This window comes from Humidisolicoccus flavus (assembly GCF_045689595.1).
Taxonomy (GTDB): Bacteria; Actinomycetota; Actinomycetes; order Actinomycetales; family Microbacteriaceae; genus Humidisolicoccus; species Humidisolicoccus flavus.
Genome location: NZ_CP142724.1, coordinates 73,416 through 99,255, shown reverse-complemented (window position 1 = coordinate 99,255; position 25,840 = coordinate 73,416). Strand labels below are relative to the sequence as shown.

Below are 25,840 nucleotides of genomic sequence, written 5' to 3'. Positions count from 1 at the left end.
TCTCGAGGTCCCTCGCCAGGCGCAGTCTCCTGCTTCGATGCCTCGGTCATTCTGTGACCTCCCGCACCAGGTGCAGACTGCAGCTGGTGCGACCGAAGTGGCTCGCTCCGCAGTGGGTTCCAGGATGTGCAGGAAACGTTTCACCGGACATCCCGGAGGCGGTCTCGGCGATTATCCCTTCAAAGGCCAGCAGGTCTTCATTCGTCATCGGCTGTTGGTCCATCTCGATCGCCCGGGTCGTTTTCTTCGGAAACACGAGACGAGCGCTCACGTTCCCACTCGCATCGAGTGTCGGGATTCCGCCCCTCGCCGCCGCCCACTGGTAGGCCCGAAGTTGCGCATGCTCGGCGACTTCCGCAAGCGAGATCGCTTGTCCAGTTTTGAGATCCACAATCCGGGCTTCGTCGTCTCGGCGCTCGATCCAGTCGATCGAGCCGGAGAGCACAGCGTTTCCGGTCGAGTGCGTGAATCGCAATTCGTGTTCGTCATCGCGGATCTGCCAGCCGCCTTCCGTAATCCGGAGGAGGTACGCGGACAACCGGGTAACGAGTTGCTCGACCACCCGATGTTCGCGGAGCGCTCCCCACGTGGTGGTGAAGCCGAGTTCGTTCCATCGCGCGTCAATCGCTGAAAGCAGTGATGCCTCAGAGAAGTCCTCCGCGGATTCAACTGCAGCATGCACGATGGTGCCGATCGAAGCCGGGATCGAATGGGAACCCACATCGAGAGTCTCCACGAACCAGTGCAGCGGGCACGCGGTAAATTTCTCGATCGACGAGGGTGACACGCGCACCGGATTCTCGGCCGTCGGGGTGTGCAGCGCCTCGCTCGTGGAAATATCTCGAACGCCGAGCCACTCTGCAGGAGAAGCGCCCGGTACCGAGGCTCGCGTGAGTTCGGCGAGTGCTGCGGCCGCGTCGGAATCTCCGGTCTCGAAGAGGTCTCGTCGTAGAGCACCGACGAGCCCTCGGAGCGACATCGCTTCTGCAGGAACACTCGGCTCATACTGCGGAAGACCTTCGGCAAGCTTCGAGGGCAGTTCCTCTTCGCTCTGCACGGCACTCACGAACAGGAGATTCTTCGCTCGAGATGTTGCCTGTGTGAACAGTCGCAATTCGTCGTGCAGCGTCGACAGGAATGCCCCGGGCTCTCCACTATTTGGAGCCTCGCCGCCCTTGACAATTGCACGAAACTCAGAGACCGCGAACAGCGAACCGCGCACTTTGAGGTTGGGCCACACTCCCTCTTGCACGGAAGCAACCACAACCGTGTCGAACTCTCTCCCGAGCAGCATCGAGGGCGTTCCCACGGTGACCAGCTGCGACTGCGCGATGGGCGCAATCGAGTCCTCAACGATGGCTGCCGCGTCCCAAGCGTCAACGAAGTCGGCGGCCGTCCGGTCAGGCTCGCGCTCGCTGTAGCGTTGCGCCGCCGCGAACAGTGCGAGCACCGCGTCGAGCCGACGGTGTGCGTCGCTGGAGGCGACACCGGGTGCGAGTGCTTCGGCTTTCCAGGACTCAGCAAGACCTGCTCGACTCCAGATTCCCCACAGCACCTCTTCAGCGGTCGCGAGATCGCCCTCGTGCGAATCGAGCCCGAAAATCTCAGAGCGAGCCTTCCCCAGGCTTTCGCCGAGAGCGAGCACTCGCTTCGCGACTCTGCCCGGAAAACCGAGCAGCGAAACCGGCTCGGCAAGCGCTTCGACAAGAAACTCGTCTGCGCTCCGAGCGTCGTCGTCGCGAAGTGCGCGCTGGCGCAGCGCTGCGCGCAACCGCCGTACATCGATGGCATCGAGGCCCCCGAGAGGACCGAGCAGCAGTTGTTCTGCGTGCTCTGCGGTCAGCGTGCCGCGATCACTTGCCAGCCGCATGACAAGCATGAGGTCGCGCACGATCGGAACCTGCCGGGGCTCCCGCGCTCCCGTGGCGCTCGTCGGAACTTCAAGCGCAGCAAGAGCCTCGCTGAGTCCGCGAACGATCCCACTGCTTCGAGCAACGACGGCGAGCTGGTCCCAGGGCACTCCGCCAAGGACGTGACGTTCCCGGAGAACGTTCGCGATGTTCGCGGTTTCTTCGGGGCTATTTTCTGCGAGAAGGGAGAAGGCCTGGCCGCCCTCTTCGCCTGCCAGCGCGCCTCGTTGTGGACCGGCAAGCGCTGCGCCGATCGCATTCGAGGTGCGCGCGACCACCTGCCGGATGCCAGAGGAGTGCCGGTGCACGAGGTTCAAGACGTGCGGTGCCCCGAGCGCGAGCCGCTGTTGCAGTTCGGCCATGAGCGTCGGCACTGCACCGTGAAAGATTCCCGTCGTGGTGTCCGGGTCTCCGAACAGGAGCACCTGCCCGCCCTGTGCGTGCACCGCGGCGATGATTCTTGCAGCGCCTTCTGTGAGCTCCTGCGCGTCGTCGACAATGAGCAGGCGCAAGTTCCCGAGGCCGCCCGTCTCGATCTCGCGGGCTGCCGCAGCGAGGAGCCCCGCCGCGTCGTACGGGACTGCGTCGTCTCGATGCTGCAATGCCAAGACGTCGTCGTACTCCCGCGCGAATTCAGCAATCGCCGCCCACTCCGGCTTGTGCGCCTGCGCCGAGAGCGCACGCAGCTGCTCTGGGCCGAGTCCGAACTCGGTGACTCGAGCGAGGAACTCGCGCAGTTCGGTGCGAAAACCGGAGAGTTCGCGGACTTCTTCGTGGAATACCGCCGGCCACGACGGGCCGCGCTTCGTTTCGCGGTGTCCGGCCAAGAGCTCAGCGATGATCGCGTCTTGATCAGCGCCGCTGAGGAGCCGAGGTCTGGGCGCTCCTTGGCGACGAGCTGCATCGCTGAGCACCTGAAACGCGAACGACGGCATGGAACGAGCGAGCGGGCCGAGTGTGACGCGCTCGACAAGGTGGGCGAGGGTCATTCGAAGTCGATTCGCCGCGAGACGAGAGCCGGCGATCACCATGATCGAATCGCTCGACCACCCCTCGTCGAATCGGCGTGCGACGATCTCCGCGAGCAACGCGGTCTTCCCCGTGCCGGGTGCCCCGAACACCACCGCGCTGCTTCCCGGCGCGAGCGCGAGCACTGACTCTTGACTCGGGTCTGGGGCGAATCCGCGCGGCAGTGTGCCGGTACCTTCATGCTCGGCGTGTTCCGTTCCCATAGAAGTACCGTATCGACCCCATCCGACATCTGATTTCTTGGAAAACCGGGTTGCTGTCAGCGAACGCGTCGCGAAGTGTCCACAAGCTGTCGTACGCTCAACTTGTGGATATTCGAATTGGCATCATGCACTCATCTCGTGAACTCTCATTCGAGAGCGACGCGACCCCGCAGGAAATCGAATCTCAGGTCGTGGCTGCGCTCGAAAAGTCGCACCTGACCCTGAGCGATGCGAAGGGCAAGCGGTACGTGGTCCCGAGTAACTTCGTGGCATACGTCGAGATCGGTTCGGACAAGAGCCGCAAGATCGGCTTCGTCGCGTAATGGAACTGCTCGTCGTCACCGTGCTCGGTGCCTGCATCGGCGCACTGCTGCGATACCTGATCCCTGGGCGACTCTCCTACGGAATTCTGTTGCTCCCCGCGTTCGGCGCTGCTGCGACCGCGATCACCTGGGTCGGGCTCGAAATGCTCGGCTTCACCGCTGACGGCGGATGGATCTGGGTCGCCGGACTCCTCGCGCCAGTCGTCACCTGTTCCGTCGTGCCGGGACTTCTGCGGAAGTCACGTGAGAAGCGTGACCAGCAGCGACTTCGCGATCTGCTCTCGACTGAGGCGCGTCGTCAGTACGAGGCAAGCCGAACAGGCGTTCAGGCATAAGTTCTTCCGGCTGAGACGCCGATGTGGCACTGAAAACGCGCAATGATCTGGGCGTGAATTCGGCGACGGGCTCCGAGAGTCGAGCTCTGAGAAGAGAACGATCGAGCGAACCTGAGACGTGCGAGGTCTCGGGCGACAGCGCCTGAGACCTACGAGGTCAGGCCCAGCGAGTCCATTCGGCGAGTGTGCTCGGCCACGATGCTCGCGAACGCAGGTTCGATGCGCGCGACCTCGGAGTCTGAGCCCCGGGATTCACTCTGGTCGTCTCGCCCCTCCATCGCTGCGTACATTTCCAGCAGCGTGTCACCGACCAGGCGGCGACCCCAGAGCGCGAGCCGTGATGCAAGCCTCGGATTGTCGTCCATGGCTTGACGCAAAAGCGAGGACAGAACTTCGTGCCCGCTTTCCAGACGAATCACCTTGAGCACTTCTTCGCGCGGCTCGTCTTCGAGTCCCGCCGCGAAGGCAACGTAGAAATCATTGAGCAGACCGGTCGCCACGTATAGGGTCAAAAGCAACTCGTACCAGTCTGCGCCGCGTGCATCACGAGCAAATCGTGCGCTCGAATGCGTGTGAGGACGCATCTGCTCGACGAGGGTGAACCCCCGGTTCTCTGCAATCGTCTCGACTCCGAGAAAGCGTTGACTCACGATTCGCACGACGCGAACCAGTTGTGCCGCGTCTTCTGGCCGGGGTGCGTCGCGAAGCGCAACACCCGCGAGCTGCAGGATCGTGAGCTGGTAGCGGCCGAAACGTCCGAGGAAATCACCGAGCTCGGGCTTGATGTCTTCGAGCAGCGGCCGCGAGGCACGAATCTCGCGTCCACGAAGCAGGGGTGCAATCACCTCGCGCGGTGTGCGATCGAGCCATTTGACCACTCCGACAGTGTAGGGGCAAGCGCAATCTCCTCATAGTTGATGCGTTCGCATCAGTGGCGTGCGCCGAGGTTCACACCTCACTCCGTACAGGGAGCTGAGCCCAAAATCCCTGGAATTTCAGCGAGCCGCGCTAGGCTTAGCTCATATCGCGCTCGCACTCACGGTGCTGAGCGTCACGCAAACCGCGTCCGCCAACCTGCGGATGCATATCCGACAGGCGGAACAATTGAGTTTTTCAGATCTTTCTATCGAGCCAGATATGGTCGAGGCCCTTGCAGAAAAGGGCATCACCGAGGCCTTCCCAATTCAGCAGCAGTGCATCCCGCTCGCGCTGACGGGACAAGACATCATCGGTCAGGCGAAAACGGGCACAGGGAAGACGTTCGCGTTCGGTCTCCCCGTCGTCCAGTCGCTCGGACTCGATCCGGCGCCCGGAGTCAAGGCGCTCATCGTCGTGCCGACACGTGAACTCGCGGTGCAGGTGACCGAGGACATGGAACTCATGACCTCGAAGCGCTCCACCAAGGTGGTCTCGGTGTACGGCGGTAAGGCCTACGAAGGCCAGATCGAACAGATCAAAGCCGGCGCACAGATCGTTGTCGGCACACCCGGGCGACTGCTCGATCTCGCAGCACAGCGCCTGCTGTCGCTCGCGAACGTCGAACAGATGGTGCTCGATGAGGCTGACAAGATGCTCGACCTCGGCTTCCTGCCCGATGTCGAGAAGCTCTTCTCTCAGACGCCGAGCAACCGCCACACGATGCTCTTCTCGGCGACCATGCCGGGTCAGGTCGTTGCGCTCGCGCGCCGCTTCATGAGCCGACCGATCCACATTCGTGCGAGCGACCCAGACGAGGGCGTCACGCAAGCGAACATCGAGCACCTCGTGTACCGCGCTCACGCGATGGACAAAGACGAAGTCATCGCGCGCATCCTGCAGGCCGAGGGCCGCGGTAAGACCGTCGTCTTCACGCGAACGAAGCGCCAGGCATCGCGCATCACCGAAGAGCTGCAAGATCGAGGCTTCTTGACGGCCGCAGTGCATGGTGACATGAGCCAGGAGGCACGCGAGCGGGCCATGGCCTCCTTTAAGGCGGGCAAGCGCGATGTGCTGATCGCAACTGACGTTGCGGCCCGAGGTATCGATGTCGACGATGTCACGCACGTCATCAACCACACGATTCCCGACGACGAAAAAACGTACCTGCACCGCGTCGGTCGCACCGGTCGTGCCGGTCGCACCGGAATCGCAATCACATTCGTGGACTGGGAGGACCTGCACAAGTGGAGCCTCATCAACCGGGCGCTCGAGTTTGACAAGCCAGAGCCGGTCGAGACCTACTCATCGAGCCCCCACCTGTACAGCGAACTCAACATCCCGACGGATGCAAAGGGTCGTCTGCACCCCACCCCGCCGAACAAGGCCGCAAAGCGCGAGCCTCGTCGCGACGGCGCCACGAACAAGGACCAGGGCGGCCGCCCTCCGCGTCGCCGCACCGGTGCAGAGAGCACGAAAGAGGAGCGTCAAGCAGAAGGCGCCGGCACGCACGACGGAGGCGAGCCAACGCGCCGTCGTCGCCGTCGCCGCCGCACGAGCGGAGCTCCGACTCCTCCCCCGACGGCGTAAGCCACGGGCGCTGTTTCGACAGACCTGAACACGCAGTGCCGAAGTCTTGACGGACCTCGGCACTGCGTTTTTTGTTGAGTTGTGCGCCGAGCGGCAGAGAAGCCCGCAGCCTCCGAGACCGACCGCTGAGCGACACCTGTTGGGCGCGCTGCGATGCCGAGCGCGGTGCGAGGGTTTTGCGCGGTGCGAGGTTAGCGCGGTGCGGCCTTAGCGCGGTGCGGGTATGACGGGCTCGCTTCCCGATGCTTGCTCGACGATCTGCGCGAGCACTTCGGGAGCAGTACTGTGCTCGCCCATCTGGTTTGGCTTACCGGCTCCGTGCCAGTCGCTCGATCCGGTGACGAACAGCCCGAACTCGTCGGCCCGCCGACGGAGCCATTCTCGAGCCTCGGGCGGATTATCGCGATGCTCGATCTCGAGCCCAGAAAGTCCCGCGTCGACGAGCTCCTTCAACACGGAGCGTCGCATCGTCTGAGCCCCGCGCGCGCCAGGATGAGCGATGACCGGAACACCACCTGCCTCGCGAATGATCCTGATCGCGGACGTCGGCGAGGGGGCCACATGCGGTACGTAATATCCGCCCTGCCAATGCAAGATCGTTTCGAAGGCTGCAGAACGGTTCGCGACGACACCGAGTGTGACCAAGGCGTCGGCGATATGCGGTCGCCCGATCGTTGCTCCGTCCGCAGCGCTCTCGAGCACGTGTTCCCAGGTCAGTGGATAGTCCGCGGAGATGCGCTGCACCATCGATTCGGCACGCTGCACACGATCCGCACGAATGCGAATCCGCTCCTGGAGCAGGGATGGCGCTTCCGGGTCTGGCAGATACCCGAGGACGTGGACACTCGCGTAATGAATTTGCGCCGAGAACTCGATGCCGGGAATGAGCACGATGCCGAGTTCCCGCGCTGCGTCGCTCGCTTCAGCCCAGCCGCTCAAGGTGTCATGGTCGGTGATGGCGACGGCGCCAAGGCCGGCCTCGATTGCGTGCGTGACAAGACCGCGAGGGCTTTCGGTGCCGTCCGACTCTCTCGAATGCGCGTGCAAATCGATCGGTCCTGGGAGCGACATCCAATCAATCGAGTGCATCTCCCCATCGTAGATGGACGCATCCCGTGCGCTGCGAGGCGGGACTTCGCCGCTCCAACCTCCACAGCGCTTCACACAGCGCGCATAGATCTCGCGGTTAGGATTGCGTCGATGTTCCTTCGAATCCTCGCGGTGCTCTTTTGCCTCGCTGTCGCCGCGGCGCTCCTCATCTCGGGCTGGCCCGGACTCTTCGGACTCGAACTCGCGCCCGTCATCGCGCAGGTCGTCTCGCTCCGTGCTGGCGTGATCATGATCGCACTCACGCTCATGGTGATTTTCATCCTCATCTCGATCAACAAAAAGCTCCGCGCCTTCGGGCTCACGATCGTTGCGATGCTGACCGTGTTCTGTCTCGCGAGCGGAGGCGTCTTGATTTCGCGCGGCGTCGATTCAGAGCCGATCACCGATGTCCGTGACGGCGACGTTCTCGTGCTGACCTGGAACACGCTTGGCGATGCGCCCGGAATCGACACCATTGCGAATGTCGTACAGGAGTCGGGTGCAGACATCGTCACGCTCCCCGAGACGACTCGCGAGACCGGCATCGCAATCGCGAACAAGCTCCGGGATGAGCACGGAAACCCCTTCTGGGTGCACTCCACGGTGTTCGAGCCAGGGTACGGTGCACTCAATACGACCCTCCTCATCTCGGCGTCGCTTGGCGAATACACGACCGACCTCGAGGTCGGACAGACACGAACACTCCCGACGATCGTGGCGAGGCCCTCCAGCGGAGAGGGACCGGTCATCGTCGCGACCCACCCCGTAGCCCCCGTCCCGACGCAAATGCGCAACTGGCGTGCCGATCTCGAGTTCGTTGCGGGGCTGTGCGAAGAGCCGAACATCATCATCGGCGGCGATTTCAACTCCACGCTCGACCACTGGAGCTCGTTTGCGAGCGATGGCGGTGACCTCGGGAAGTGCGTCGATGCTGGTTCAAAGACAGGGACCGGTGGCCTCGGCACGTGGACAACCGAAGTCCCCTCCTGGCTCGGCACCCCGATCGACCATGTCCTGGCAAGCCAGAACTGGGAACCCATCGATTCCTATCTCGTGACCGATCATGACGATGTCGGAAGCGACCACCGCCCGCTCCTCGTCCAATTGCGCGCGGTGACACCCGTGGGAGAATAGAGCCATGAGCACTGAAGGCACCAAAGAAGCAGCCCCCCGAGCGACGGAGAACCGTTCGACGACCCCAGCCTCGAATGCGTTCTCAGAACACATTTCGAGTGGTTGGGCCGAGCGGGTCGAAACGATCCCCGCTGCTCCCCGAGCAGGTGCGCAAGCAGCTGCGACGCGTCGCGATCGCCTCAGTGTCCAGTTTGCGGGAACGACACTCGTGATTCCGGCTGGTCCACGGAAACAGCGCGCCAACGACACCGACTACCCATTTCGTGCTCACTCCGCATTCTCGTATCTCACCGGCTGGGGCAGCGATGCCGAGCCCGACGCGGTGCTTGTGCTGCAGGCGACCGAGAGCGGTCACCGCGCGGAGTTGTACTTCCGCGCGGCTGCCGGTCGCGATTCGAGCGAGTTCTACGCGAACTCCGACATCGGAGAGTTCTGGATCGGCCCGCGCCCCTCACTCGCGCATGTCGCGGCGGATCTCGGTGTCGAGACCTTTGACCTCGCAGCGCTCGAATCGGCGCTGCATTCCTCGACGACTCGCGCGGTCATCGCAGAAGCCGACCCTGCCGTCACTTCGCTGATCGAAGCCGATCCGGGCACCGTCAGCGACGCCTCCGTGCAATTGATGCGGGCAATCGGTGAGCTGCGACTCGTCAAGGACGACTACGAACTCGAGCAGATGCAACTCGCCGTTGATGCGACGGCTGCGGGATTCGTCGACGTGCTCCGTGACCTCGACAACGCTGCCGGGCACACCCGGGGAGAGCGGATCGTCGAAGGAACGTTCCACCGTCGCGCCCGCATCGACGGCAACACGGTCGGATACGACACGATCGCCGCGAGCGGTCCACACGCGTGCATTCTGCACTGGACTCAGAACGATGGCCCGGTGCTCGACGGTGACCTGATCCTGCTCGACGCGGGAATCGAGGTCGACAGCCTCTACACTGCCGACATCACGCGAACGCTACCGGTCTCTGGAACGTTCACCGAGATCCAGCGCCGGGTGTACGAAGCAGTGCTCGAAGCAGCCGACGCCGCGTTCTCCATTGTCCGCCCGGGCATCGTCTTCCGTGACGTGCACGCGAAGGCGATGGAAGTAATTGCAGCGAAGACCGCCGAATGGGGCATCTTGCCCGTCAGCGCTGAAGAGAGCCTCAAGCCCGAGAACCAGTTCCACCGCCGCTGGATGGTGCACGGCACGAGCCACCACCTCGGTCTCGACGTCCACGATTGTGCCGCGGCACGACGAGAGATGTACATGGACGGCGTCGTCGAAGAGGGCATGGTCTTCACGATCGAACCCGGCCTGTATTTCCAGCCCGACGATTTGACGGTGCCCGTCGAGTACCGTGGCATCGGCGTGCGCATCGAGGACGACATCGTGGTCACGGCGGAAGGCGCAGTGAATCTCTCACGCGGAATCCCTCGCACGGTGGCCGACGTGGAGGCCTGGATCGCGCAGCACCGCCAGGGGTGACCCTCGCGGGCGCTACTGCGCCGGCACCAGCAAGCTGAGAGCGATGCCGAACATCACGATTCCGATGATCGTGTCGAGCACACGCCAGGCGGTCTCAGTGGCCAAGAACCTTCCGAGCCACCGAGCCCCGTAGCCGAGACCGAAAAACCAAACGAAGCTCGCGGCAATCGATCCCGCGATGAACCACCATCGGTGGTCTCCGTGCGATGCGGCAATACTGCCGAGCAGGACGATCGTGTCGAGATACACGTGAGGATTCAGCCACGTGATCGCGAGGACGCTGAGGAGCGCTGCTCGACGACTCCCCCGAGCGGTAGGTGACCTCCGCAACGTCTTCGTGCCCCCGCCGCCGAGGCGATCGGCCTCGACTGCGTTCGCCGCGCCCGGAGTCTGCAGGCTCTCCCCTCCTCGAAGCGCGCGGCGGATCGCGAGCGAGCCGTACACGACAAGGAATGCGGCTCCGAGCCAGCGCGCAGCACTGGCAAGCGCCGGCATGTCTGCGACCAGTGCCCCGAGCCCGGCGGCACCGGCGCTCATGAGGATCGCGTCGCTCAAGCAACAAACGAGCACGACGGTGAGCACGTGTTCGCGTCGAATTCCGTGCCTGAGAACGAGGAGATTCTGCGCGCCGATCGCGACGATCAGGCCGAATCCGAGTCCGAGCCCGCTGACGGCTGCAAGAAGTTGAGGGCTCACGTTCTGAAGTTACGGTCCACACCAGGTGAAGTACAGTGAATCATTCTTGCGTTTCTGTAGCAGAACTTCAGAAGGGTCATCATGGATCTCGCTCGCGACCAGCTCCGAACTCTGCAGGCGATCATCGATCTCGGCTCACTCGATGCCGCGGCCCGCTCGCTGCACATCACTCCCTCCGCAGTGAGTCAACGAATCAAAGCCCTCGAGTCGACCATTGGGAGGGTCGTACTCTCACGAACGCGGCCCGTGAGCGCGACACCCGATGGAGAGCACCTCGTGCGCTTGTCTCGGCAGATCGAAGCGCTCGAATACGAGACACGCCTCGCGCTCGGCGAAGAGGACTCCCCGAGTCGCTCCCACCCGTTGTCGCACTCGGGGTGAACGCCGACTCGCTCTCTACCTGGTTTCTTCCCGCGCTCGCGACAGTGAACGAACGATTCCGGGTGCAGTTTCGGCTGCACCGAGACGATCAGGAGCGCACAGCGCTCCTTCTTGAAGCGGGCACGGTGATGGCGGCGGTCACGGCGGATCCGAGCGCAGTCTCAGGGTGCAGCGTCGAGTACATCGGCACAATGCAGTACACCGCGCACGCTTCGCGATCGTTTGTTCGGCGCTGGTTTCCGGACGGTGCCACAGCTGATGAATTCCAGCGCGCTCCGATTGTCGATTTCGATGCGCACGATGTGCTGCAGACTCGCTTCCTGGCGCAGCAAGGAGTCGAACGCACGGCTCCCCACCACATCATTTCGGCGTCGGGGGAATTTTGCCGAGCGATCTCGCTCGGTCTCGGGTGGGGAATGCTCCTGCCGAGCCAGTTACTGACGCTGGACGATGCGCTGGTTCAGCTCCCGGGAGCACCGATTACGACACCGCTCTACTGGCAGCAGTGGAACCTCAGTTCGACGCTGCTCGATGCCGTGCGCGAATCAGTGTTCGCCGCCGCGCATTCAGCGATTGATGTGGTCTGAGTCCGATGCCCTGGTGTCACCGTGAGGCTGCTCATGCCCCGGAGCGGCATCGTCGTGCGCCTGCGGTGCGTGCTCCTGCGGCACCGAGGCGGGAACCGACTGCGCATTCAGTGTGGATCCCAGGATCGTGCTCGCCTTGAACGCGACCGCACCCGCCGCAATGATCTCGTACTTCGCCGCAACGACCTGCTGCACGCTCGCGTAGGTGCGACGACGCTTCGACAGCGAGTGCAGCGTGATCGAGAGCAACATGCCGACCGCCACGCCAACGAGCGGATAGAGCAGCACGCCCTGCGTGAGTGCGTCCGGGAACAGCAGCAGGGAGATCAGCGTGAACAGGATTCCGAACATCACACCTCGGAAGGCGCCATTCAACGCAACCCGACCCCACGAGAGCTTGCCCGTGATCTGCTCGACGATCCTCAGGTCACTCCCGACGATCGTGAGAGCCGGCAGGTCGAGCTCGGCTTTCGCGAGTCGAGCCATCGCACGCTGCGCACCCTCGTAGGTCTCGTAAGTGCCCACGACGGTTCCGCGCGGGAGCGCTCCTGCGCTTCGTCCTGACATTGGGTTGAACATGCTCACCTCTGTATTCTCGCACGCGATCGCACCAGAGCACCGGGGCATCTCTGACGGCGAACGGATTGCGAGCAGGGCTCCTCCGGCCTTGGTTGTCCACGAGATTCGCCCAGAAGAAATCGGGTCGCGCGCTGGCGCGCATGATCTCCGGCCACGAGGAGCGCGCTAAGTTAAACAAGTGAGTTCTGCAAAGGTTTTCGTCGCCAGGCTGGCAGGCTGCGCGGTCTTTGACCCTGCTGGCGACAAGGTTGGCAAAGTCCGCGACGTCGTCGTCGTCCCTCGTGCGAACGAACATCCCCGAACCGTCGGCATGGTCGTCGAAGTCACGGGCAAACGCCGCGTGTTCCTTTCGATCGGTCGCGTGGTTTCAATCGGTGGGCATCAGATCATCACCACCGGGCTCATCAATCTTCGCCGCTTCGAGCAGCGGGGCGGAGAACAGCTCCTGCTCGCTGAGGTCATCGGCCGAAAAGTGAAGCTTCGCGACGGTTCCAACGCGACGATCGAAGACCTCTCCATGATCGAATCGCAACCGGGTCACTGGGCGATCGACGAACTGTTCCTCAGGAAGCCGAAGACCGGTCCGTTCGGCAAGGGCGCGACAACCTTCGCCAAGTGGAGTGAAGTCACGCACGATACCGCCGGCGATCACTCCGCCGAGCACCTGCTCGCAAGCTACAGCGAGCTCCCCGCGGCCGATGTCGCCAATGCGCTGCTCGATCTTCCGAGCGAACGCCGTATCGACGTCGCCAACGAGCTCAGCGACGACCGTCTCGCAGACGTGCTCGAGGAAATGAGCGAATCCGACCAGGTGTCGATCCTGAACCGACTCGGCGATGACCGCGCGGCCGACGTGCTCGATCAAATGCAGCCCGACGACGCCGCCGACCTCATCGCGCAGCTGCCGATTGCGCGCGGAGAAACCCTCCTCGGGCTCATGGAGCCCGAAGAAGCCCAGGACGTCAGGATGCTGCTCGCCTATGCACCCGACACCGCTGGTGGCCTCATGACGACCGAGCCGATCGTGCTCTCCCCTGAGTCAACCGTGGCTGAGGCACTCGCTATGGTTCGCAAGCACGAGGTCGCTCCAGCGCTCGCAGCAGCCGTTTGCGTCACGCTGCCGCCCTACGAGTCTCCGACCGGTCGGTTCCTGGGGCTGGTGCACTTCCAGCGCCTCCTTCGATACCCACCGAACGAGCGACTCGGGACGCTGCTCGACCCCGCGATCGAGCCGGTGAACGCGCGCGATTCCGCTGCAAAGGTCACCCGCATTCTCGCGACCTATGACCTCGTGCAACTCGCGGTCATCGATGACGCACATCGCCTCGTTGGGGTGGTGACGATTGATGACGTTCTCGACCACATCTTGCCTGATGACTGGCGAAATAACGACGAAGACCTCGATGAAGGACTTCAGCAGGAGGTCGGACAATGACTCCAGCTCCCAAGACTCGCAACGAATTTGAGACGCCGAAGCGCCGCGGGACATTGCGTCCACGTCAATCGCGCGACCGATTCGGACGTTTCACTGAATCCATCGCGCGCGGGATGGGCACACCGGGCTTTCTCCTCGGCCTGACGCTCTTTTGCGCGGCCTGGATGATCTACAACTCCGTCGCCGAGGAAAACGGCTGGTGGCGCTTCGACTCCGCAGCAATCGGCTTCACTGCCCTCACGCTGATCCTTTCGCTGCAAGCCTCGTACGCAGCACCGTTGATCCTGCTGGCGCAGAACCGCCAGGATGACCGCGACCGCGTCGCAATGGAGCAAGACCGCCTTCGTGCGGAGCGAAACCTGAACGACACCGAATATCTCGCACGCGAAGTTGTTGCACTTCGTATGGCCATGAAAGATGTCGCGACCCGCGAGTTCATGCGAGCCGAACTCCGCTCGCTCCTTGAAGAGATCGACGAACGTGCCGACACCGAAGCAAGCGGGGACTCCGCGACGAAGCGGTCGCAACATTGACCACGCCTGATGCAGTTCGGGCAGCACTCACCGGAGTGCTCGACCCGGAGATTCGAAAGCCCATCACCGAACTCGATATGGTCGAATCGATCGATGTCGTCGGCGATCACGCCCGCATCAACATCGCGCTGACCGTTGTCGGCTGTCCCGCTTCCGATCGCATCGAGGCCGATGTCCGGGCGGCCGCGCTCAGTGTTGCAGGGATCACCTCCGCCGAGATCATTCTCGGCGTCATGAGCCCCGCCACCCGGACCGCGATGATCGAACGCATTCGTGGGACCCGCGAGATGCCGTTCGGCCCCGGCTCGCTCACACGCGTTATCGCCGTAGCCAGCGGCAAGGGTGGCGTCGGCAAGTCGACGGTCACCGCGAATCTCGCGGTCGCAATTGCAAACGCGGGGCTCTCCGTCGGCCTGCTCGACGCTGATGTGCATGGGTATTCGATTCCCGCGATCCTCGGGATCGAAGGGCAGCAGCCCACTCGCGTCGGCGAAGTGATGATGCCGCCCCAGGCCTTCGGTGTTCGGGTCATCTCGATCGGCATGTTCGTGACGGACTCGCAAGCGATCTCGTGGCGGGGCCCGATGCTGCACAGAACGCTCAAGCAGTTCTTGACTGACGTCTATTGGGGCGATCTGGACATCCTGTTGATCGATATGCCACCTGGAACGGGCGACGTCGCGATCTCGCTCGGCCAGCTCCTGCCGGATTCAGAGGTTCTCGTTGTCACGACCCCGCAGGCTGCAGCCGCGGGCGTTGCTGAGCGCAGTGCGGGTGTGGCGCTGCAGACCGGACAGTCCGTGCTCGGCGTGGTCGAGAACATGACCGCGATGCGGATGCCGGATGGCACGCTCCTCGACCTGTTCGGATCAGGCGGCGGCGAATCCACTGCCTCGCGTCTCGGCACGACCGTGCTCGCACAGATTCCGCTCGACATCGCGCTTCGTGAAAGTGGCGACCGTGGCACACCGATCGCTTCGCAGGCGCAGAGTTCCGCGAGTGCGGTGTTCCAAGATCTCGCCAAGAAGGTCGCTCGGCGCTCGCAGGGTCTTGCTGGGCGTTCACTGCCGATGCGCTCTTCGAACTAAGGCACGCGCACCTCCCCCATCGAGGTGAGAGGCGTTAGGTCGCCTCTGAATCGAAGGGTGCCGGCCCCTCGGGCAGCACCGTTGCAGGGCGCGAACGCTGAGCGCCAGAAAGTCCGGCTCCGGCTGCCGCAGCTGTGGCCGCTCCGCTCGATGCGAGTGATTGGCTCACGCCGGCGAGATTCGTGCTCTGCGGAACGCTCGACGTGCTCGATGCAGCCGCTGTGCCATCGCCTGCGGGCGAGTCAACCAGGGCGTCTCGAACGATTCGCCGAGGATCGTATTGCCGCGGGTCGAGCTTCTTCCAATCGACCTCGTCGAACTCGGGACCCATCTCATCGCGCATGCGACTCTTGGCGCCGTTTGCGAGCTCACGAAGGCCCTTCACGATTTCCGCGAGTTTTTGCGCGTACGCAGGAAGCCGCTCCGGCCCGAGCAACAAGGCTGCGAGCACCCCAATGACAACGAGCTTGTCGAGGGTGAGAGAGAAGAACGACACGAGTCCCAGCCTAAACCAGCGGCGAATACCGTGGCTCAAATCCGGGAAACCTTCCGCGCGCCCAGGCAGGCGTGCCCGAGCTCCCGGATACGCTTCACATGGAAAAGGAGACAGCTGTGACACGACTTGAACTCACCGCGAAATATCTCAACGAACTCGCGACCGAATCACCCGCGATGATCGAAGCGAGAGACGCAGCGGCGGAATTCGGCATCACCCCCGTCACCCCGGCAATCGGTGCTCATTTGGCATCGGTCGCAGCCTCCTCGAAGGCGAAGACAATTCTCGAGGTTGGCACGGGAACGGGTGTCAGCGGCTTGTGGCTCCTGAAGGGTGCTCCGCTTGCACAGCTCACCTCGATCGATGTCGAATTCGACTCCCAGCAGCATGCAAAAGCTGCGTTCCATAAAGCAGGAATCGCGGGAACGAAAACTCGACTCATCACCGGTCGCGCCGGCGACGTCCTGCCACGAATGAACCCCGCGAGCTACGACATCGTCTTCATCGATGCAGAAGAGTCGGCGATTCTCGAGTACGTCGAGCATGGCTTGAGTCTCGTGCGCGAAGGCGGATCAGTCCTCGTGACGCGACCACTGCTCGACGGCCGCGTTGCCGACCCAGCGCAACGTGACGATACGGTCAACGACGTTCGCGCACTCCTGCGTGAGCTTGCAAACGCGACGACGGTGCTCGCGGCGATCAACCCCGCCGGAGCTGGCTTGCTGCAAATTACGACACTGCCGAGCTGAATTACTTCACACACGAAAGCGGGCGGGCAACCATTGGTTGCCCGCCCGCTTTTGTCTCGATTCTTTGCTGGTCATTCAGCAATCGAGACTGAATTCTCTGTTATTGGGTTATGCCCCAACGACCTCTGCGAGAGCTTTGTGCAGTGCTGCTGCCTCGTCGTTATTGACGGACACAACGAGCCTGCCACCGCCCTCGAGTGGAACACGAACGACGATGAGTCGCCCCTCTTTGACTGCTTCGAGTGGCCCATCGCCTGTGCGTGGTTTCATGGCGGCCATTGGAGCCCCTTTCTCTGCTTGGTCCTATTATCTCGTATCCACGCCAACCCGCCCAATCGCGTAATCCAACCGTTGTGGAGAGACGCGAGCGAATGGGCGCACCCGGCAATAAGGGTTACGGCGGAGTCCAGTCGTAATCGGCGACGTGCCAGCATTCAGCAATCCAGACTCCTTGCAGGAGGATGAGCCCCGCGAAGATCAGTGTCTTCGCCGCCTTGCCCTGTACGAGTGTGAACGCTGCAACGAGCGGGAACACAGGCATCAGAAGCCTGAACGTCGAGGACTGCGGAAAAAAGACCGCGAGGAGATAGAGCAGGTACGCGACGACCCAGAGCGTCAACTCTTCGCCCATCCGGGCGGGCCCCCGGCTCTTGGCGAACCAAATCACAACGAGGGCGATCAGTGCAGAGAGATACACCGGCCCCCAGGCTCCCCCGAACCACCAGGTGAACCCGGCGATCCAGGGTGTGAAGGGTATGAGTTCTGTCCTCCCGATGTAATCGGCGCGCCACACGAGCTCGGTCTCGGTGTACGAGGAAAGATCGCCGGTCACGAGCGCGCAAATCAGCAACCAGGCGAGACCCCAGAATGTTCCCCAGGCGACGAGCGAGGCGCGGCGTACGAACGCGCCGAGTGTCCACGGCCAACGCCCTGCGCGCTTCCATTCGAGCAGCATCGCGAGCAACAGCGCGAAGGCGAACGCGAGCCCACTCGGTCGAGTCAGCGACATGATCGGAATCAACACGAGCACCATGCGCCAGTCACGGTCGATCCACGCAATGAGGGCAGCGGTGAGCATCAGCAGATGCAGCGATTCCGCGTAGCCGACCTGGAAGACCGGAGACAGCGGCGAGAAGAGCACGAGCGCGACACCGAACAGTGCTCCACGCTCCACGACCCGACTCAGCAGGCGATAGAGCAGCAGCGAGAACCCCGCGGCTGAGAGCACCGAAACGCCGACCGAAACGATCTCCCACGGCATCCCAGTGACTGCCATGAGCACCCGGCACAGCATCGGGTACACGGGCATGAACGCCCAGGCGTTCTCCATGACGTGGCCGTCGGCATCGAGCGGTAGATCACTCGGATACCCGGTCTGCGAAATGATGAAGTACCAGTGGGCGTCCCACATCGTCGAGTACTCGATCAGAGAAGGCTTCGCCTCGGTCCACGCATTTTCGGCCTGGTTCGCCGCGAAGGCGAGCATGACCGCGGTCGTCACGATCCGCGAAGCAAGAAAGACGAGGAGGACTTGCCCCCACCACGGCAGCGCTCTTAAGCGCTTAACCATGCGCGAAGGCCACGCTCGCAGTCATCAATCTGACTGATCAAAACTCGCTCGTCGTCAGCGTGCGCGAGCAATGGGTCTCCGGGACCGTAGTTCACCGCGGGAATCCCGAGGCTCCAGAACCGTGCGACATCGGTCCACCCGTACTTCGGCCGAGGCTCGAGACCGACCGCGCCAACGAACTCCTGAGCGAGCGGGTGATCGAGCCCTGGGCTCGCCCCAGGCGCACTGTCGAGCACCTCGATTTCGAATCCTTCGAACAGCGATGTGACATGAGCGATCGCCTCATCGACCGTTCGCGACGGCGCAAAACGGTAGTTGACGTGCACCCGGCACTCGTCAGGGATCACGTTGCCCGCGATGCCCCCCGAGATACCGACCGCGTTGAGGCCCTCGCGATAGGCGAGGCCTTCGACCGTGATCTCGCGCGCACGGTAGTCCTGCAAGATCTGCAGCACCTGCGCGGCATCGTGAATCGCGTTGTGCCCGACCCAGGAGCGTGCGGAATGCGCGCGCACGCCACGGGTCTTCACTTCAAAGCGGAGGTTTCCGTTGCAACCGCCCTCGATGTGTCCGTTCGAGGGTTCGCCGAGGATGGCGAAATCTCCCTCCATCAACTCTGGGTGGTCGATGGCCAACAGTCGCAAACCGTTTTTCGCTTCCGCGACCTCTTCGTTGTCGTACCAGATCCAGGTGACGTCGACGTTCGGAGCGAGCAGCTCGGCAGCCAGCTTGAGTTGTACGGCAACACCGGCCTTCATGTCGACCGTGCCGCGACCAGTCAGGTACTCGCCGTCTGCGCGGGTCTCGAACTTCGTCGGGAGGTTGTTGTTGACCGGAACCGTGTCGATGTGTCCTGCGATCACGACGCGACGTTCACGACCGAGATTCGTCTTCGCGACGATCGTGTTGCCATGGCGGGTGGTCTCCAGATGCGCAAGCGCTCGAACGCTCGATTCGATGGCATCGGCGAGGTGTTGTTCGTTTCCGCTCACCGACTCTGCATCGCAGAGGGCACGGGTGATCTCAAGGCTCGACTCAGCGAGGTTCAAGGCAGGCAAGACAGACATGCCCAACAGCCTAGACCGCTGATCGGGTGATCGCTTCGCAGATACGCTTGGTCCATGACGTTTTCGCATGCTTGGGCCTTTGGCCTCGCTACAAAATCTGGCACGAACGTTCTCGACACGTGGTTCCCGACTCCGAGTCTCGGGAAGCGCCCAGAGGACGTCGACCCCTGGATCTTCCCGGCCGAAATCGAGGCGAACACCGGCGCGATTCCCGAACGTGGAGTCACCGTTGAGGCGGTGCTCGTCGAGTCGACGCTCACCGAACCTCCTGTGTCGACCGAGGACGCTTACCTCCGCCTCCACCTGTTGAGCCACCGTCTCGTGCAGCCCAACACCATCAATCTCGAGGGCATTTTCGCGCTCTTGCCGATCGTCGCATGGACCAATGCAGGTCCGGTGCACCCGGACTTTGCAACGGCCAACCGCTTCACGCTGCAGCGTGCCGGAATTCAGGTGCAACTCATCGATCGCTTCCCGCGGATGCTCGACTATGTCGTGCCCTCCGGCGTCCGGATTGGCGACGCCTCCCGCATCCGACTCGGCGCACACCTCGCGCCCGGCACCGTCGTCATGCACGAGGGGTTCGTGAACTTCAATGCGGGAACGCTCGGCACCTCGATGGTCGAGGGTCGGATCTCCCAGGGCGTTGTCGTCGGCGACGGCAGTGACATCGGCGGAGGTGCCTCGATCATGGGCACGCTCTCTGGCGGCGGCACGCACAAGATCTCGCTCGGTCAACGCGTCCTCCTCGGTGCGAACGCGGGGCTCGGCATCTCCCTCGGGAACGACTGTGTCGTCGAGGCCGGCTTGTACGTCACCTCAGGAACAAAGGTCACTATTGTGCAGGGTGAGAACGCCGGGTCACAGGTGAAGGCATCAGAGCTCTCCGGTCAGGACGGTCTGCTGTTCCGCCGGAATTCCGTGACCGGTGCGGTGGAGGTCCTTGCTCGAACCGGCGCAGGGATCACCTTGAACTCACTGCTGCACTAGATCTCAGCTCGCGAGCAGCACTCCGCGCAGCGGAGGCAACAACGCAGAAGGGCGCCGCTCCAGTGGAGCGGCGCCCTTCTGCGTTGCCTGTATTTCTGCCTTGCCAGTACTCTGCGTTGCCAATATTTCTGGGCTGCCAATACTGCTGGGCTGCCAGTGCTTTGGGTCGCCGCTACCGATCAACGCCCGGCCAGGCGTCTTTGATCCTCGACCTAGGTATTGATCGCCGCGAACAGCTCGGTGAGTGGTTCTCGCGCGAAGAACACCGCAAAGAGCGCCGCAACGATCCACAGCAGCCACGACACCGATTTCACCCGGCCGGTCACCGCGTGGACCAGCACCCAGCTGATGAATCCGACGCCGATTCCATTCGCGATGTTGTACGTGAACGGCATGACGACAATCGTCAAGAACGCAGGAAGCGCAATTCGGAAGTCGGTGAAGTCGATGTCCGCGATCTGCGCGATCATGAGGGCACCCACGACCACGAGCGCGGCAGAGGCGACTTCCAAAGGAACGATCTGCGTCAGCGGCGAGAAGAACATCGCGACGAGGAACAGCAGCCCGGTCACGATCGAGGCGAGCCCTGTTCGAGCGCCCTCGCCGATACCGGCAGCAGAGTCGATGAAGACCGTGTTCGACGATGCACTCGCGCCACCGCCCGCGACGGCGCCGATGCCCTCGACGACAAGCGCACGCTTGAGGCGAGGGAAGGTGCCGTCAGGCGTTGCGATGCCTGCTTGCCGTGCGAGGCCCGTCATCGCACCCATCGCATCGAAGAAGTTCATGAACAACAGCGTGAAGATGAACATGGTGGCGCCGAGAATGCCGATGCGTTCGAAGGCACCGAACGAAACGTTGCCGATCAGCGAAAAGTCCGGAACGGACACGATCGTTGCCGGAAGCACTGGCTCGGTGAGGCTCCAGCCCGTCGTGTTGTCGCCGATCGCCAGTCCGAGGTGTGCGACCGCCTCGATCACGATCGCGATAATCGTGGTGACGGCGATGCCGATGAGCAGCGCGCCCTTCACCCGACGTGCCATCAGCACGCCCATGATGATGATTCCGAGCACGAACGTCAGCGTCGGCAACGTCGTGATCGATCCACCATCGCCGAGCTGCACAGGAGGACTTTGCGCTCCGGTCGAGCGCACAAAACCGCCACCGACAAACCCGATGAACGCAATGAACAGACCGATTCCGACCGCAATCGCGCTCTTCAGGGGCGCCGGGACCGCGTTGAAGATCATCTGCCGAAGACCAGTGAGCCCGAAGATGACGATCAAGACGCCATTGATGAGGACGAGGCCCATTGCTTCTGGCCATGTGATCTGCCCGACGAGCGAGAACGCAAGGAAGGAGTTGATTCCCAGGCCCGCAGCGAGCGCGAACGGCACCTTGGCAACAAGGCCCATCATGATGGTCATGAGACCACCGACGAGCGCCGTCACCGCAGCGACCTGCGCATTCGGCAGCCAGTTGCCCTCGACATCGACCGCGGCCTGCTCAGTCGAGAACCCGCCGATGATCAGCGGGTTCAGGACGATGATGTACGCCATCGCGAAGAACGAGACGATTCCGCCTCGAACTTCCTGGGAGATGCTCGACCCTCGGGACGTGATCTCGAAGTAGCGGTCGAGAACGCCGGAGACTGCTCCCCCGCGCCTGGCGCTCTTCGCGCTCAACGGTCGTTCGGGATGTGGCGCTCGCCAGGCCCGATGTACAGCTGCTGCGGGCGACCGATCTTGGTCTGCGGGTCGCTGATCATTTCACGCCAGTGCGCGATCCAGCCAGGCAGGCGACCGATCGCGAACAGCACGGTGAACATCCGCTCGGGGAAGCCCATGGCCTTGTAGATGACGCCGGTGTAGAAGTCGACGTTCGGGTACAGCTTGCGATCGATGAAGTACTGATCGTTCAGCGCGACCTGCTCGAGCTCTTTCGCGATGTCGAGCAGCGGGTCCTTGACGCCAAGCGCCTCGAGAACCTCGTCAGCGCTCTGCTTCACGAGCTTCGCACGGGGGTCGTAGTTCTTGTACACACGGTGCCCGAAGCCCATGAGGCGTACGCCCTGCTCCTTGCGCTTGACGCGGTCGACGAACTTCTGCACGCCCTCGCCCGAATCGCGGATGTCGCGGAGCATCTGGAGCACGGCTTCGTTCGCGCCACCGTGCAGTGGGCCGGAGAGCGCATGGATGCCAGCCGAAACGGATGCGAACAGGTTCGCCTCCGTTGAACCGACGAGACGAACCGTCGAGGTCGATGCGTTCTGCTCGTGGTCGGCGTGGAGAATGAGCAGGCGCTCGAGCGCTTTGGAGAGCACTGGGTTCTGAATGTACGGCTCGGCTTTGAGACCGAAGTTCAACATGAGGTAGTTCTCGACGAACGACAAGGAGTTGTCTGGGTACAGGAACGCCTGACCGATTGACTTCTTGTGCGCGTATGCCGCAATGACAGGAAGCTTTGCGAGCAGACGAATGGTCTGCAGCTCGACGCGCTCAGGGTCGTTGACCGCGTGGTCTTTCGCGTAGTAGGTGCTCAGAGCACTGACAGCGCTCGACAGGGCGCTCATCGGGTGCGCGTCACGAGGGAGCGAATCGAAGAAACGCCTCAGGTCTTCGTGCAGCAGCGTGTGACGGCGAATACGAGTGTCGAATGCTTCGAGCTCGCTCTCGCTCGGCAACTCTCCGTAAATGAGCAGGTAGGCAACGCCGAGGAAGCTGCTCGACTGCGCGAGCTCTTCGATCGGATACCCGCGATATCGGAGGATGCCCTCGTCGCCATCAATGTACGTGATTGCGCTTTTCGTGCTCGCGGTGTTCACAAACCCGTAGTCGAGACCGGTGTAGCCGGTCTGCTTAGTAAGGGTAGAGAAGTCGAGACTCGCCTTGCCATCAACTGCTGGGATGATTGGCAGCTGGGCTGTTTTCCCGTCTACGCTGAGTGTTGCCGATGGGGCATCTGCGCCTGAGTGCTGATTCGTCGTCACGAAGATAGCCTACGGGTTTGGAGGCGAGGCACGAAAACGAGCGCCCATTCTCGTGTGATTTCGCTCTTGACTGAGCGTGATTTCAGCGGTTGCGCAACCGCTGCGCAGCCTTGGCGATGGCTTCGTCGCTCGCAGTGATCGCGATTCTCACGTGTTCGTCATCGCCGTAGAAGGTTCCGGGCGCGACGAGGATGCCGAGGTCGGCAAGGAACGACAAGGTCTCCTCGGTCGATCGACCCGACCGCGACCAGAGGTACAGGCCGGCTTCCGAGTGATCCACTGAGAACCCTGCGTCTTCGAGCGCGGGCAGCAGTGTCGCCCGCCGTGCTCGATACAACTCGCGTTGCGCGGCAACGTGCGCATCGTCACCGAGCGCAACCGTCATCGCGTGCTGCACCGGGGTCGGCGGCATCAGACCAATGTGTTTCCGAATCGCCAGAACAGCCTGTACGAGGTCTTCTCCGCCCGCGAGGATTCCCGCGCGATAGCCAGCAAGGTTCGACTGCTTACTCAGCGAGTAGACCACGAGGAGATCGCTGAGGTCGCCGCCGCTGATTTCCGGATCGAGCAAGGAGGAGACGTGCTCTCCGTTCCAGGGAAGCTCCGCGTAGCACTCGTCACTGACGACAATCGCCCCGAGTTCGCGAGCACGCTGCACAATGGCGCGGAGTTCTTCCGCACTGCTGACGCGACCGGAGGGATTGGATGGCGAATTCACCCAGACGAGTCGAGTCGATGCCGGCCACAGCGCGGGGTCGTCCTCGGCGAGGGGCGTCGCACCTGCGAGCCTGGCCCCGATGTCGTACGTCGGATAGGCGGCCTCTGGGAACACGACCGTGTCGCCGGGAGCGAGTCCGAGCCAGAGCGGAAGCCCGGCAACGGTTTCTTTCGAACCGACGGTCGGCATGACGTTCTCGTGCTGAAGTCCAGGAACACGACGTCGACGAGCGAACCACGCCACGATAGCGTCGCGAAGCGCGGGCGTGCCCCAGCAGGTCGGGTAGAACGGTGCGTTGCTCGATGCCTGCAGTGCGTCTTGGATGATGCCTGGCGTCGGGTCGACCGGCGAGCCGACGCTCAGATCGATGAGACCGTCGGGGTGCGCTGCCGCTCGTTGCTTGAATGCGGTGAGCGAGTCCCAAGGGAAGTCAGGAAAATTGAACCTGTCCTGCCCTACAGCGTTCACTCGCCTTCGCCCTGTGGCGGGAGCTTTTTGATGATGTCGTGATCGTGGTGGATCACACCGGTCTTCGCGGCACCGCCCGGAGAGCCGATCTCGGAGAAAAAGTCGACGTTCGCGGTGTAATACTCGGCCCATTCCTCTGGGACGTCATCTTCGTAGAAGATCGCTTCAACGGGGCACACCGGCTCGCATGCGCCGCAGTCGACGCATTCGTCCGGGTGGATGTACAGCATGCGGTCACCCTCGTAGATGCAATCCACCGGGCACTCGTCGACGCAAGCGCGATCCTTCAGGTCTACACAGGGTAGAGCGATGACGTACGTCACTGCGATTTTCCTTCCGTCGGCTTTGTCTTCAGTCTATTGCTTCGGCGGTTCCGTCCTGGCCACGCGAGGACCACGAGGGAGGTGGCAAACGGCACGATCGCCCAGAGCCAACCGGGGATGTTGTTCGGAATCAGGCCGAACTGGGATCCGAAACCCTGGCCGCTGACTGGATCGACCAGGAAAAACGAGATCGTTCCAAGCAAACCGATGACCGCGCCCGCGACGATCCACTTCGATTGGGTCGCTGCCCGAGCTCCGATGACGAGCCCGACCGCCGCGACGAGGGAAAGAACCAGGCCCCAAGGCATGAGGCCCTGATGGTTGATGGTGCCGACCAGGCCGATGACGAGACCGAGAATTCCGGCAAGCACTGCGGACACGATCTGACTCTGGCGGTTGGGTGGCGCTTCGACGTGCAGACGACGATAGTGCTCGAACTGCTGGAGCCGCTCGTTCTGCCCACCAACGTGCGTGATCGATTCGCCGCGGATCCGAAACTGGCTTCGATAGGCCTGGAGCGCGGCACCGACCTGTGCGCCCACTCCTGCGCGGTCGACCGTAATATCTGAGGGCTCGCTCGTGTTGAGGAAGACCGGGATCTCCAGCGCGTCAGCCGCGAGGAGCGTCGCTTCGTGCACGCGGCGGTGATCTGGGTGCCCATAGCCACCGTCCTGGTCGTACGTGACGACGGCGGTTGCGCCGATCATCCGAAGCTGTTCGACGATCGCTGCTGCCACTTCATCGAGAGGCGCCGCAGTGAGCGCGTTCGGCGACACCTGATCGGCAGGAATGGCCCGCCCTTGCTCGTTCCACTGCATCCCGGAGTCCGCGTACGCGCCACCGCCCGGACGCGGAAGCCACCGGCCTTCGGCACCGAGTGCCTGCAGGGCGGTTCGGAGCTCCGCTCCCCTCGCATCGACGATGTTCATGCCGGTGGCATCGAGGAGGCGCTGCACGTCGGGGAACACTTCGCCGCGATCGCCAGGGGTGCAGGTCAAGACAACGGCAGTGCCGCCCTCTTTGACGACGGTCGCGATTGCGCCGCCCGTGCTGAGCGTCTCGTCGTCGGGATGCGCGTGCACAAACACGACTCGCTCGGCAAAGGTTTGCATCTGCTTATTCCATCACGAGCGGGCGCAGCACAAACACCACACGCAGAGGAATTG

At 62.8% G+C, this 25,840-nt stretch carries 26 protein-coding genes; 12 read left to right on the top strand and 14 right to left on the bottom strand.

Annotation, left to right across the window (positions count from 1 at the left end; all coding sequences use genetic code 11):
• Positions 1-46: 46 nt before the first annotated feature.
• Positions 47-3,142 (bottom strand): PD-(D/E)XK nuclease family protein, encoded by a 3,096-nt coding sequence (locus U2H20_RS00475; RefSeq protein WP_430592574.1) that lies wholly within the window; start codon positions 3,140-3,142, stop codon positions 47-49.
• 104 nt (positions 3,143-3,246) lie between these two features.
• On the opposite strand from U2H20_RS00475, the gene U2H20_RS00470 reads away from it, so the two are divergent.
• Together U2H20_RS00470 and U2H20_RS00465 are read left to right on the top strand one after the other, a co-directional pair.
• The gene (locus U2H20_RS00470) at positions 3,247-3,465 is read left to right on the top strand and encodes a DUF3107 domain-containing protein (RefSeq protein WP_430592573.1); all 219 of its coding nucleotides are present in this window, start codon (positions 3,247-3,249) and stop codon (positions 3,463-3,465) included.
• Complete coding sequence (locus U2H20_RS00465) at positions 3,465-3,800, top strand: hypothetical protein (RefSeq protein ID WP_430592572.1); 336 nt, start codon at positions 3,465-3,467, stop codon at positions 3,798-3,800. The genes U2H20_RS00470 and U2H20_RS00465 overlap by 1 nt, the downstream gene beginning before the upstream one ends.
• A 149-nt stretch (positions 3,801-3,949) precedes the next feature.
• On the opposite strand, the gene U2H20_RS00460 is transcribed toward U2H20_RS00465, so the two are convergent.
• Positions 3,950-4,678, bottom strand: a complete 729-nt coding sequence (locus tag U2H20_RS00460; RefSeq protein WP_430592571.1) for a ferritin-like fold-containing protein — start codon at positions 4,676-4,678, stop codon at positions 3,950-3,952.
• A gap of 259 nt (positions 4,679-4,937) precedes the next feature.
• Here U2H20_RS00460 and U2H20_RS00455 point away from each other — a divergent pair, with 259 nt between their 5' ends.
• Complete coding sequence (locus U2H20_RS00455) at positions 4,938-6,305, top strand: DEAD/DEAH box helicase (protein WP_430592570.1); 1,368 nt, start codon at positions 4,938-4,940, stop codon at positions 6,303-6,305.
• Positions 6,306-6,512: 207 nt separating this feature from the next.
• Here the strand turns inward: U2H20_RS00455 and U2H20_RS00450 are convergent, their stop codons facing one another.
• Positions 6,513-7,394: a PHP domain-containing protein gene (locus U2H20_RS00450; RefSeq protein ID WP_430592569.1), complete on the bottom strand. Its 882-nt coding sequence runs from the start codon at positions 7,392-7,394 to the stop codon at positions 6,513-6,515.
• Between the two features lie 111 nt (positions 7,395-7,505).
• Here U2H20_RS00450 and U2H20_RS00445 point away from each other — a divergent pair, with 111 nt between their 5' ends.
• Together U2H20_RS00445 and U2H20_RS00440 are read left to right on the top strand one after the other, a co-directional pair.
• A complete protein-coding gene (locus U2H20_RS00445) occupies positions 7,506-8,528 on the top strand; it encodes an endonuclease/exonuclease/phosphatase family protein (RefSeq protein WP_430592568.1) in 1,023 nt (340 codons plus the stop codon).
• 4 nt (positions 8,529-8,532) lie between these two features.
• Entirely contained in the window at positions 8,533-10,005 is a 1,473-nt protein-coding gene (locus U2H20_RS00440) for an aminopeptidase P family protein (protein ID WP_430592567.1), read from the top strand.
• A gap of 12 nt (positions 10,006-10,017) precedes the next feature.
• Here U2H20_RS00440 and U2H20_RS00435 read toward each other — a convergent pair whose 3' ends face one another.
• Positions 10,018-10,701, bottom strand: coding sequence for a LysE/ArgO family amino acid transporter (locus U2H20_RS00435; RefSeq protein ID WP_430592566.1), 684 nt, complete (start codon positions 10,699-10,701; stop codon positions 10,018-10,020).
• A gap of 81 nt (positions 10,702-10,782) precedes the next feature.
• Here U2H20_RS00435 and U2H20_RS00430 point away from each other — a divergent pair, with 81 nt between their 5' ends.
• The gene (locus U2H20_RS00430; protein WP_430592565.1) at positions 10,783-11,082 is read left to right on the top strand and encodes a LysR family transcriptional regulator; all 300 of its coding nucleotides are present in this window, start codon (positions 10,783-10,785) and stop codon (positions 11,080-11,082) included.
• Complete coding sequence (locus U2H20_RS00425) at positions 11,079-11,669, top strand: ArgP/LysG family DNA-binding transcriptional regulator (protein WP_430592564.1); 591 nt, start codon at positions 11,079-11,081, stop codon at positions 11,667-11,669. The genes U2H20_RS00430 and U2H20_RS00425 overlap by 4 nt, the downstream gene beginning before the upstream one ends.
• Here U2H20_RS00425 and U2H20_RS00420 read toward each other — a convergent pair.
• Positions 11,649-12,248 carry a general stress protein gene (locus tag U2H20_RS00420; protein WP_430592563.1) on the bottom strand — a complete coding sequence of 200 codons (600 nt, stop codon included), beginning with the start codon at positions 12,246-12,248 and terminating at the stop codon, positions 11,649-11,651. The genes U2H20_RS00425 and U2H20_RS00420 overlap by 21 nt on opposite strands.
• Before the next feature lie 178 nt (positions 12,249-12,426).
• Here U2H20_RS00420 and U2H20_RS00415 point away from each other — a divergent pair, with 178 nt between their 5' ends.
• From U2H20_RS00415 to U2H20_RS00405, 3 genes are read left to right on the top strand one after another with little or no spacing between them, the layout of a single operon-like run.
• Positions 12,427-13,683, top strand: a complete 1,257-nt coding sequence (locus tag U2H20_RS00415) for a magnesium transporter MgtE N-terminal domain-containing protein (RefSeq protein ID WP_430592562.1) — start codon at positions 12,427-12,429, stop codon at positions 13,681-13,683.
• Complete coding sequence (locus U2H20_RS00410; protein ID WP_430592561.1) at positions 13,680-14,216, top strand: DUF1003 domain-containing protein; 537 nt, start codon at positions 13,680-13,682, stop codon at positions 14,214-14,216. The genes U2H20_RS00415 and U2H20_RS00410 overlap by 4 nt, the downstream gene beginning before the upstream one ends.
• Entirely contained in the window at positions 14,213-15,304 is a 1,092-nt protein-coding gene (locus tag U2H20_RS00405) for an Mrp/NBP35 family ATP-binding protein (RefSeq protein ID WP_430592560.1), read from the top strand. The genes U2H20_RS00410 and U2H20_RS00405 overlap by 4 nt, the downstream gene beginning before the upstream one ends.
• A 34-nt stretch (positions 15,305-15,338) precedes the next feature.
• Here the strand turns inward: U2H20_RS00405 and U2H20_RS00400 are convergent, their stop codons facing one another.
• Positions 15,339-15,800, bottom strand: coding sequence for a Sec-independent protein translocase TatB (locus tag U2H20_RS00400; RefSeq protein WP_430592559.1), 462 nt, complete (start codon positions 15,798-15,800; stop codon positions 15,339-15,341).
• A 116-nt stretch (positions 15,801-15,916) separates the two neighbouring features.
• Between U2H20_RS00400 and U2H20_RS00395 the strand changes: the two genes are divergently transcribed.
• The gene (locus U2H20_RS00395; protein ID WP_430592558.1) at positions 15,917-16,549 is read left to right on the top strand and encodes an O-methyltransferase; all 633 of its coding nucleotides are present in this window, start codon (positions 15,917-15,919) and stop codon (positions 16,547-16,549) included.
• Positions 16,550-16,657: 108 nt separating this feature from the next.
• On the opposite strand, the gene U2H20_RS00390 is transcribed toward U2H20_RS00395, so the two are convergent.
• The 3 genes from U2H20_RS00390 to dapE form a co-directional block, all read right to left on the bottom strand.
• Entirely contained in the window at positions 16,658-16,828 is a 171-nt protein-coding gene (locus U2H20_RS00390) for a DUF3117 domain-containing protein (protein ID WP_430592557.1), read from the bottom strand.
• A gap of 115 nt (positions 16,829-16,943) precedes the next feature.
• Positions 16,944-18,119: a hypothetical protein gene (locus tag U2H20_RS00385; protein WP_430592556.1), complete on the bottom strand. Its 1,176-nt coding sequence runs from the start codon at positions 18,117-18,119 to the stop codon at positions 16,944-16,946.
• Positions 18,104-19,186 (bottom strand): succinyl-diaminopimelate desuccinylase, encoded by a 1,083-nt coding sequence (gene dapE / locus U2H20_RS00380; RefSeq protein WP_430592555.1) that lies wholly within the window; start codon positions 19,184-19,186, stop codon positions 18,104-18,106. Before dapE ends, U2H20_RS00385 begins: the two co-directional genes overlap by 16 nt.
• 54 nt (positions 19,187-19,240) lie before the next feature.
• Here dapE and dapD point away from each other — a divergent pair, with 54 nt between their 5' ends.
• Entirely contained in the window at positions 19,241-20,176 is a 936-nt protein-coding gene (dapD, locus tag U2H20_RS00375) for a 2,3,4,5-tetrahydropyridine-2,6-dicarboxylate N-succinyltransferase (RefSeq protein ID WP_430592554.1), read from the top strand.
• Positions 20,177-20,388: 212 nt separating this feature from the next.
• On the opposite strand, the gene U2H20_RS00370 is transcribed toward dapD, so the two are convergent.
• From U2H20_RS00370 to U2H20_RS00350, 5 genes are all read right to left on the bottom strand, one after another.
• Entirely contained in the window at positions 20,389-21,861 is a 1,473-nt protein-coding gene (locus tag U2H20_RS00370) for an NCS2 family permease (RefSeq protein WP_430592553.1), read from the bottom strand.
• Entirely contained in the window at positions 21,858-23,165 is a 1,308-nt protein-coding gene (locus tag U2H20_RS00365) for a citrate synthase (RefSeq protein WP_430592552.1), read from the bottom strand. Before U2H20_RS00365 ends, U2H20_RS00370 begins: the two co-directional genes overlap by 4 nt.
• An 82-nt stretch (positions 23,166-23,247) precedes the next feature.
• A complete protein-coding gene (gene dapC, locus U2H20_RS00360) occupies positions 23,248-24,351 on the bottom strand; it encodes a succinyldiaminopimelate transaminase (RefSeq protein WP_430592551.1) in 1,104 nt (367 codons plus the stop codon).
• Positions 24,348-24,674: a ferredoxin gene (gene fdxA / locus U2H20_RS00355; RefSeq protein ID WP_430592550.1), complete on the bottom strand. Its 327-nt coding sequence runs from the start codon at positions 24,672-24,674 to the stop codon at positions 24,348-24,350. Before fdxA ends, dapC begins: the two co-directional genes overlap by 4 nt.
• Entirely contained in the window at positions 24,671-25,786 is a 1,116-nt protein-coding gene (locus tag U2H20_RS00350; RefSeq protein WP_430592549.1) for a PIG-L family deacetylase, read from the bottom strand. The genes fdxA and U2H20_RS00350 overlap by 4 nt, the downstream gene beginning before the upstream one ends.
• Positions 25,787-25,840: the final 54 nt, after the last annotated feature.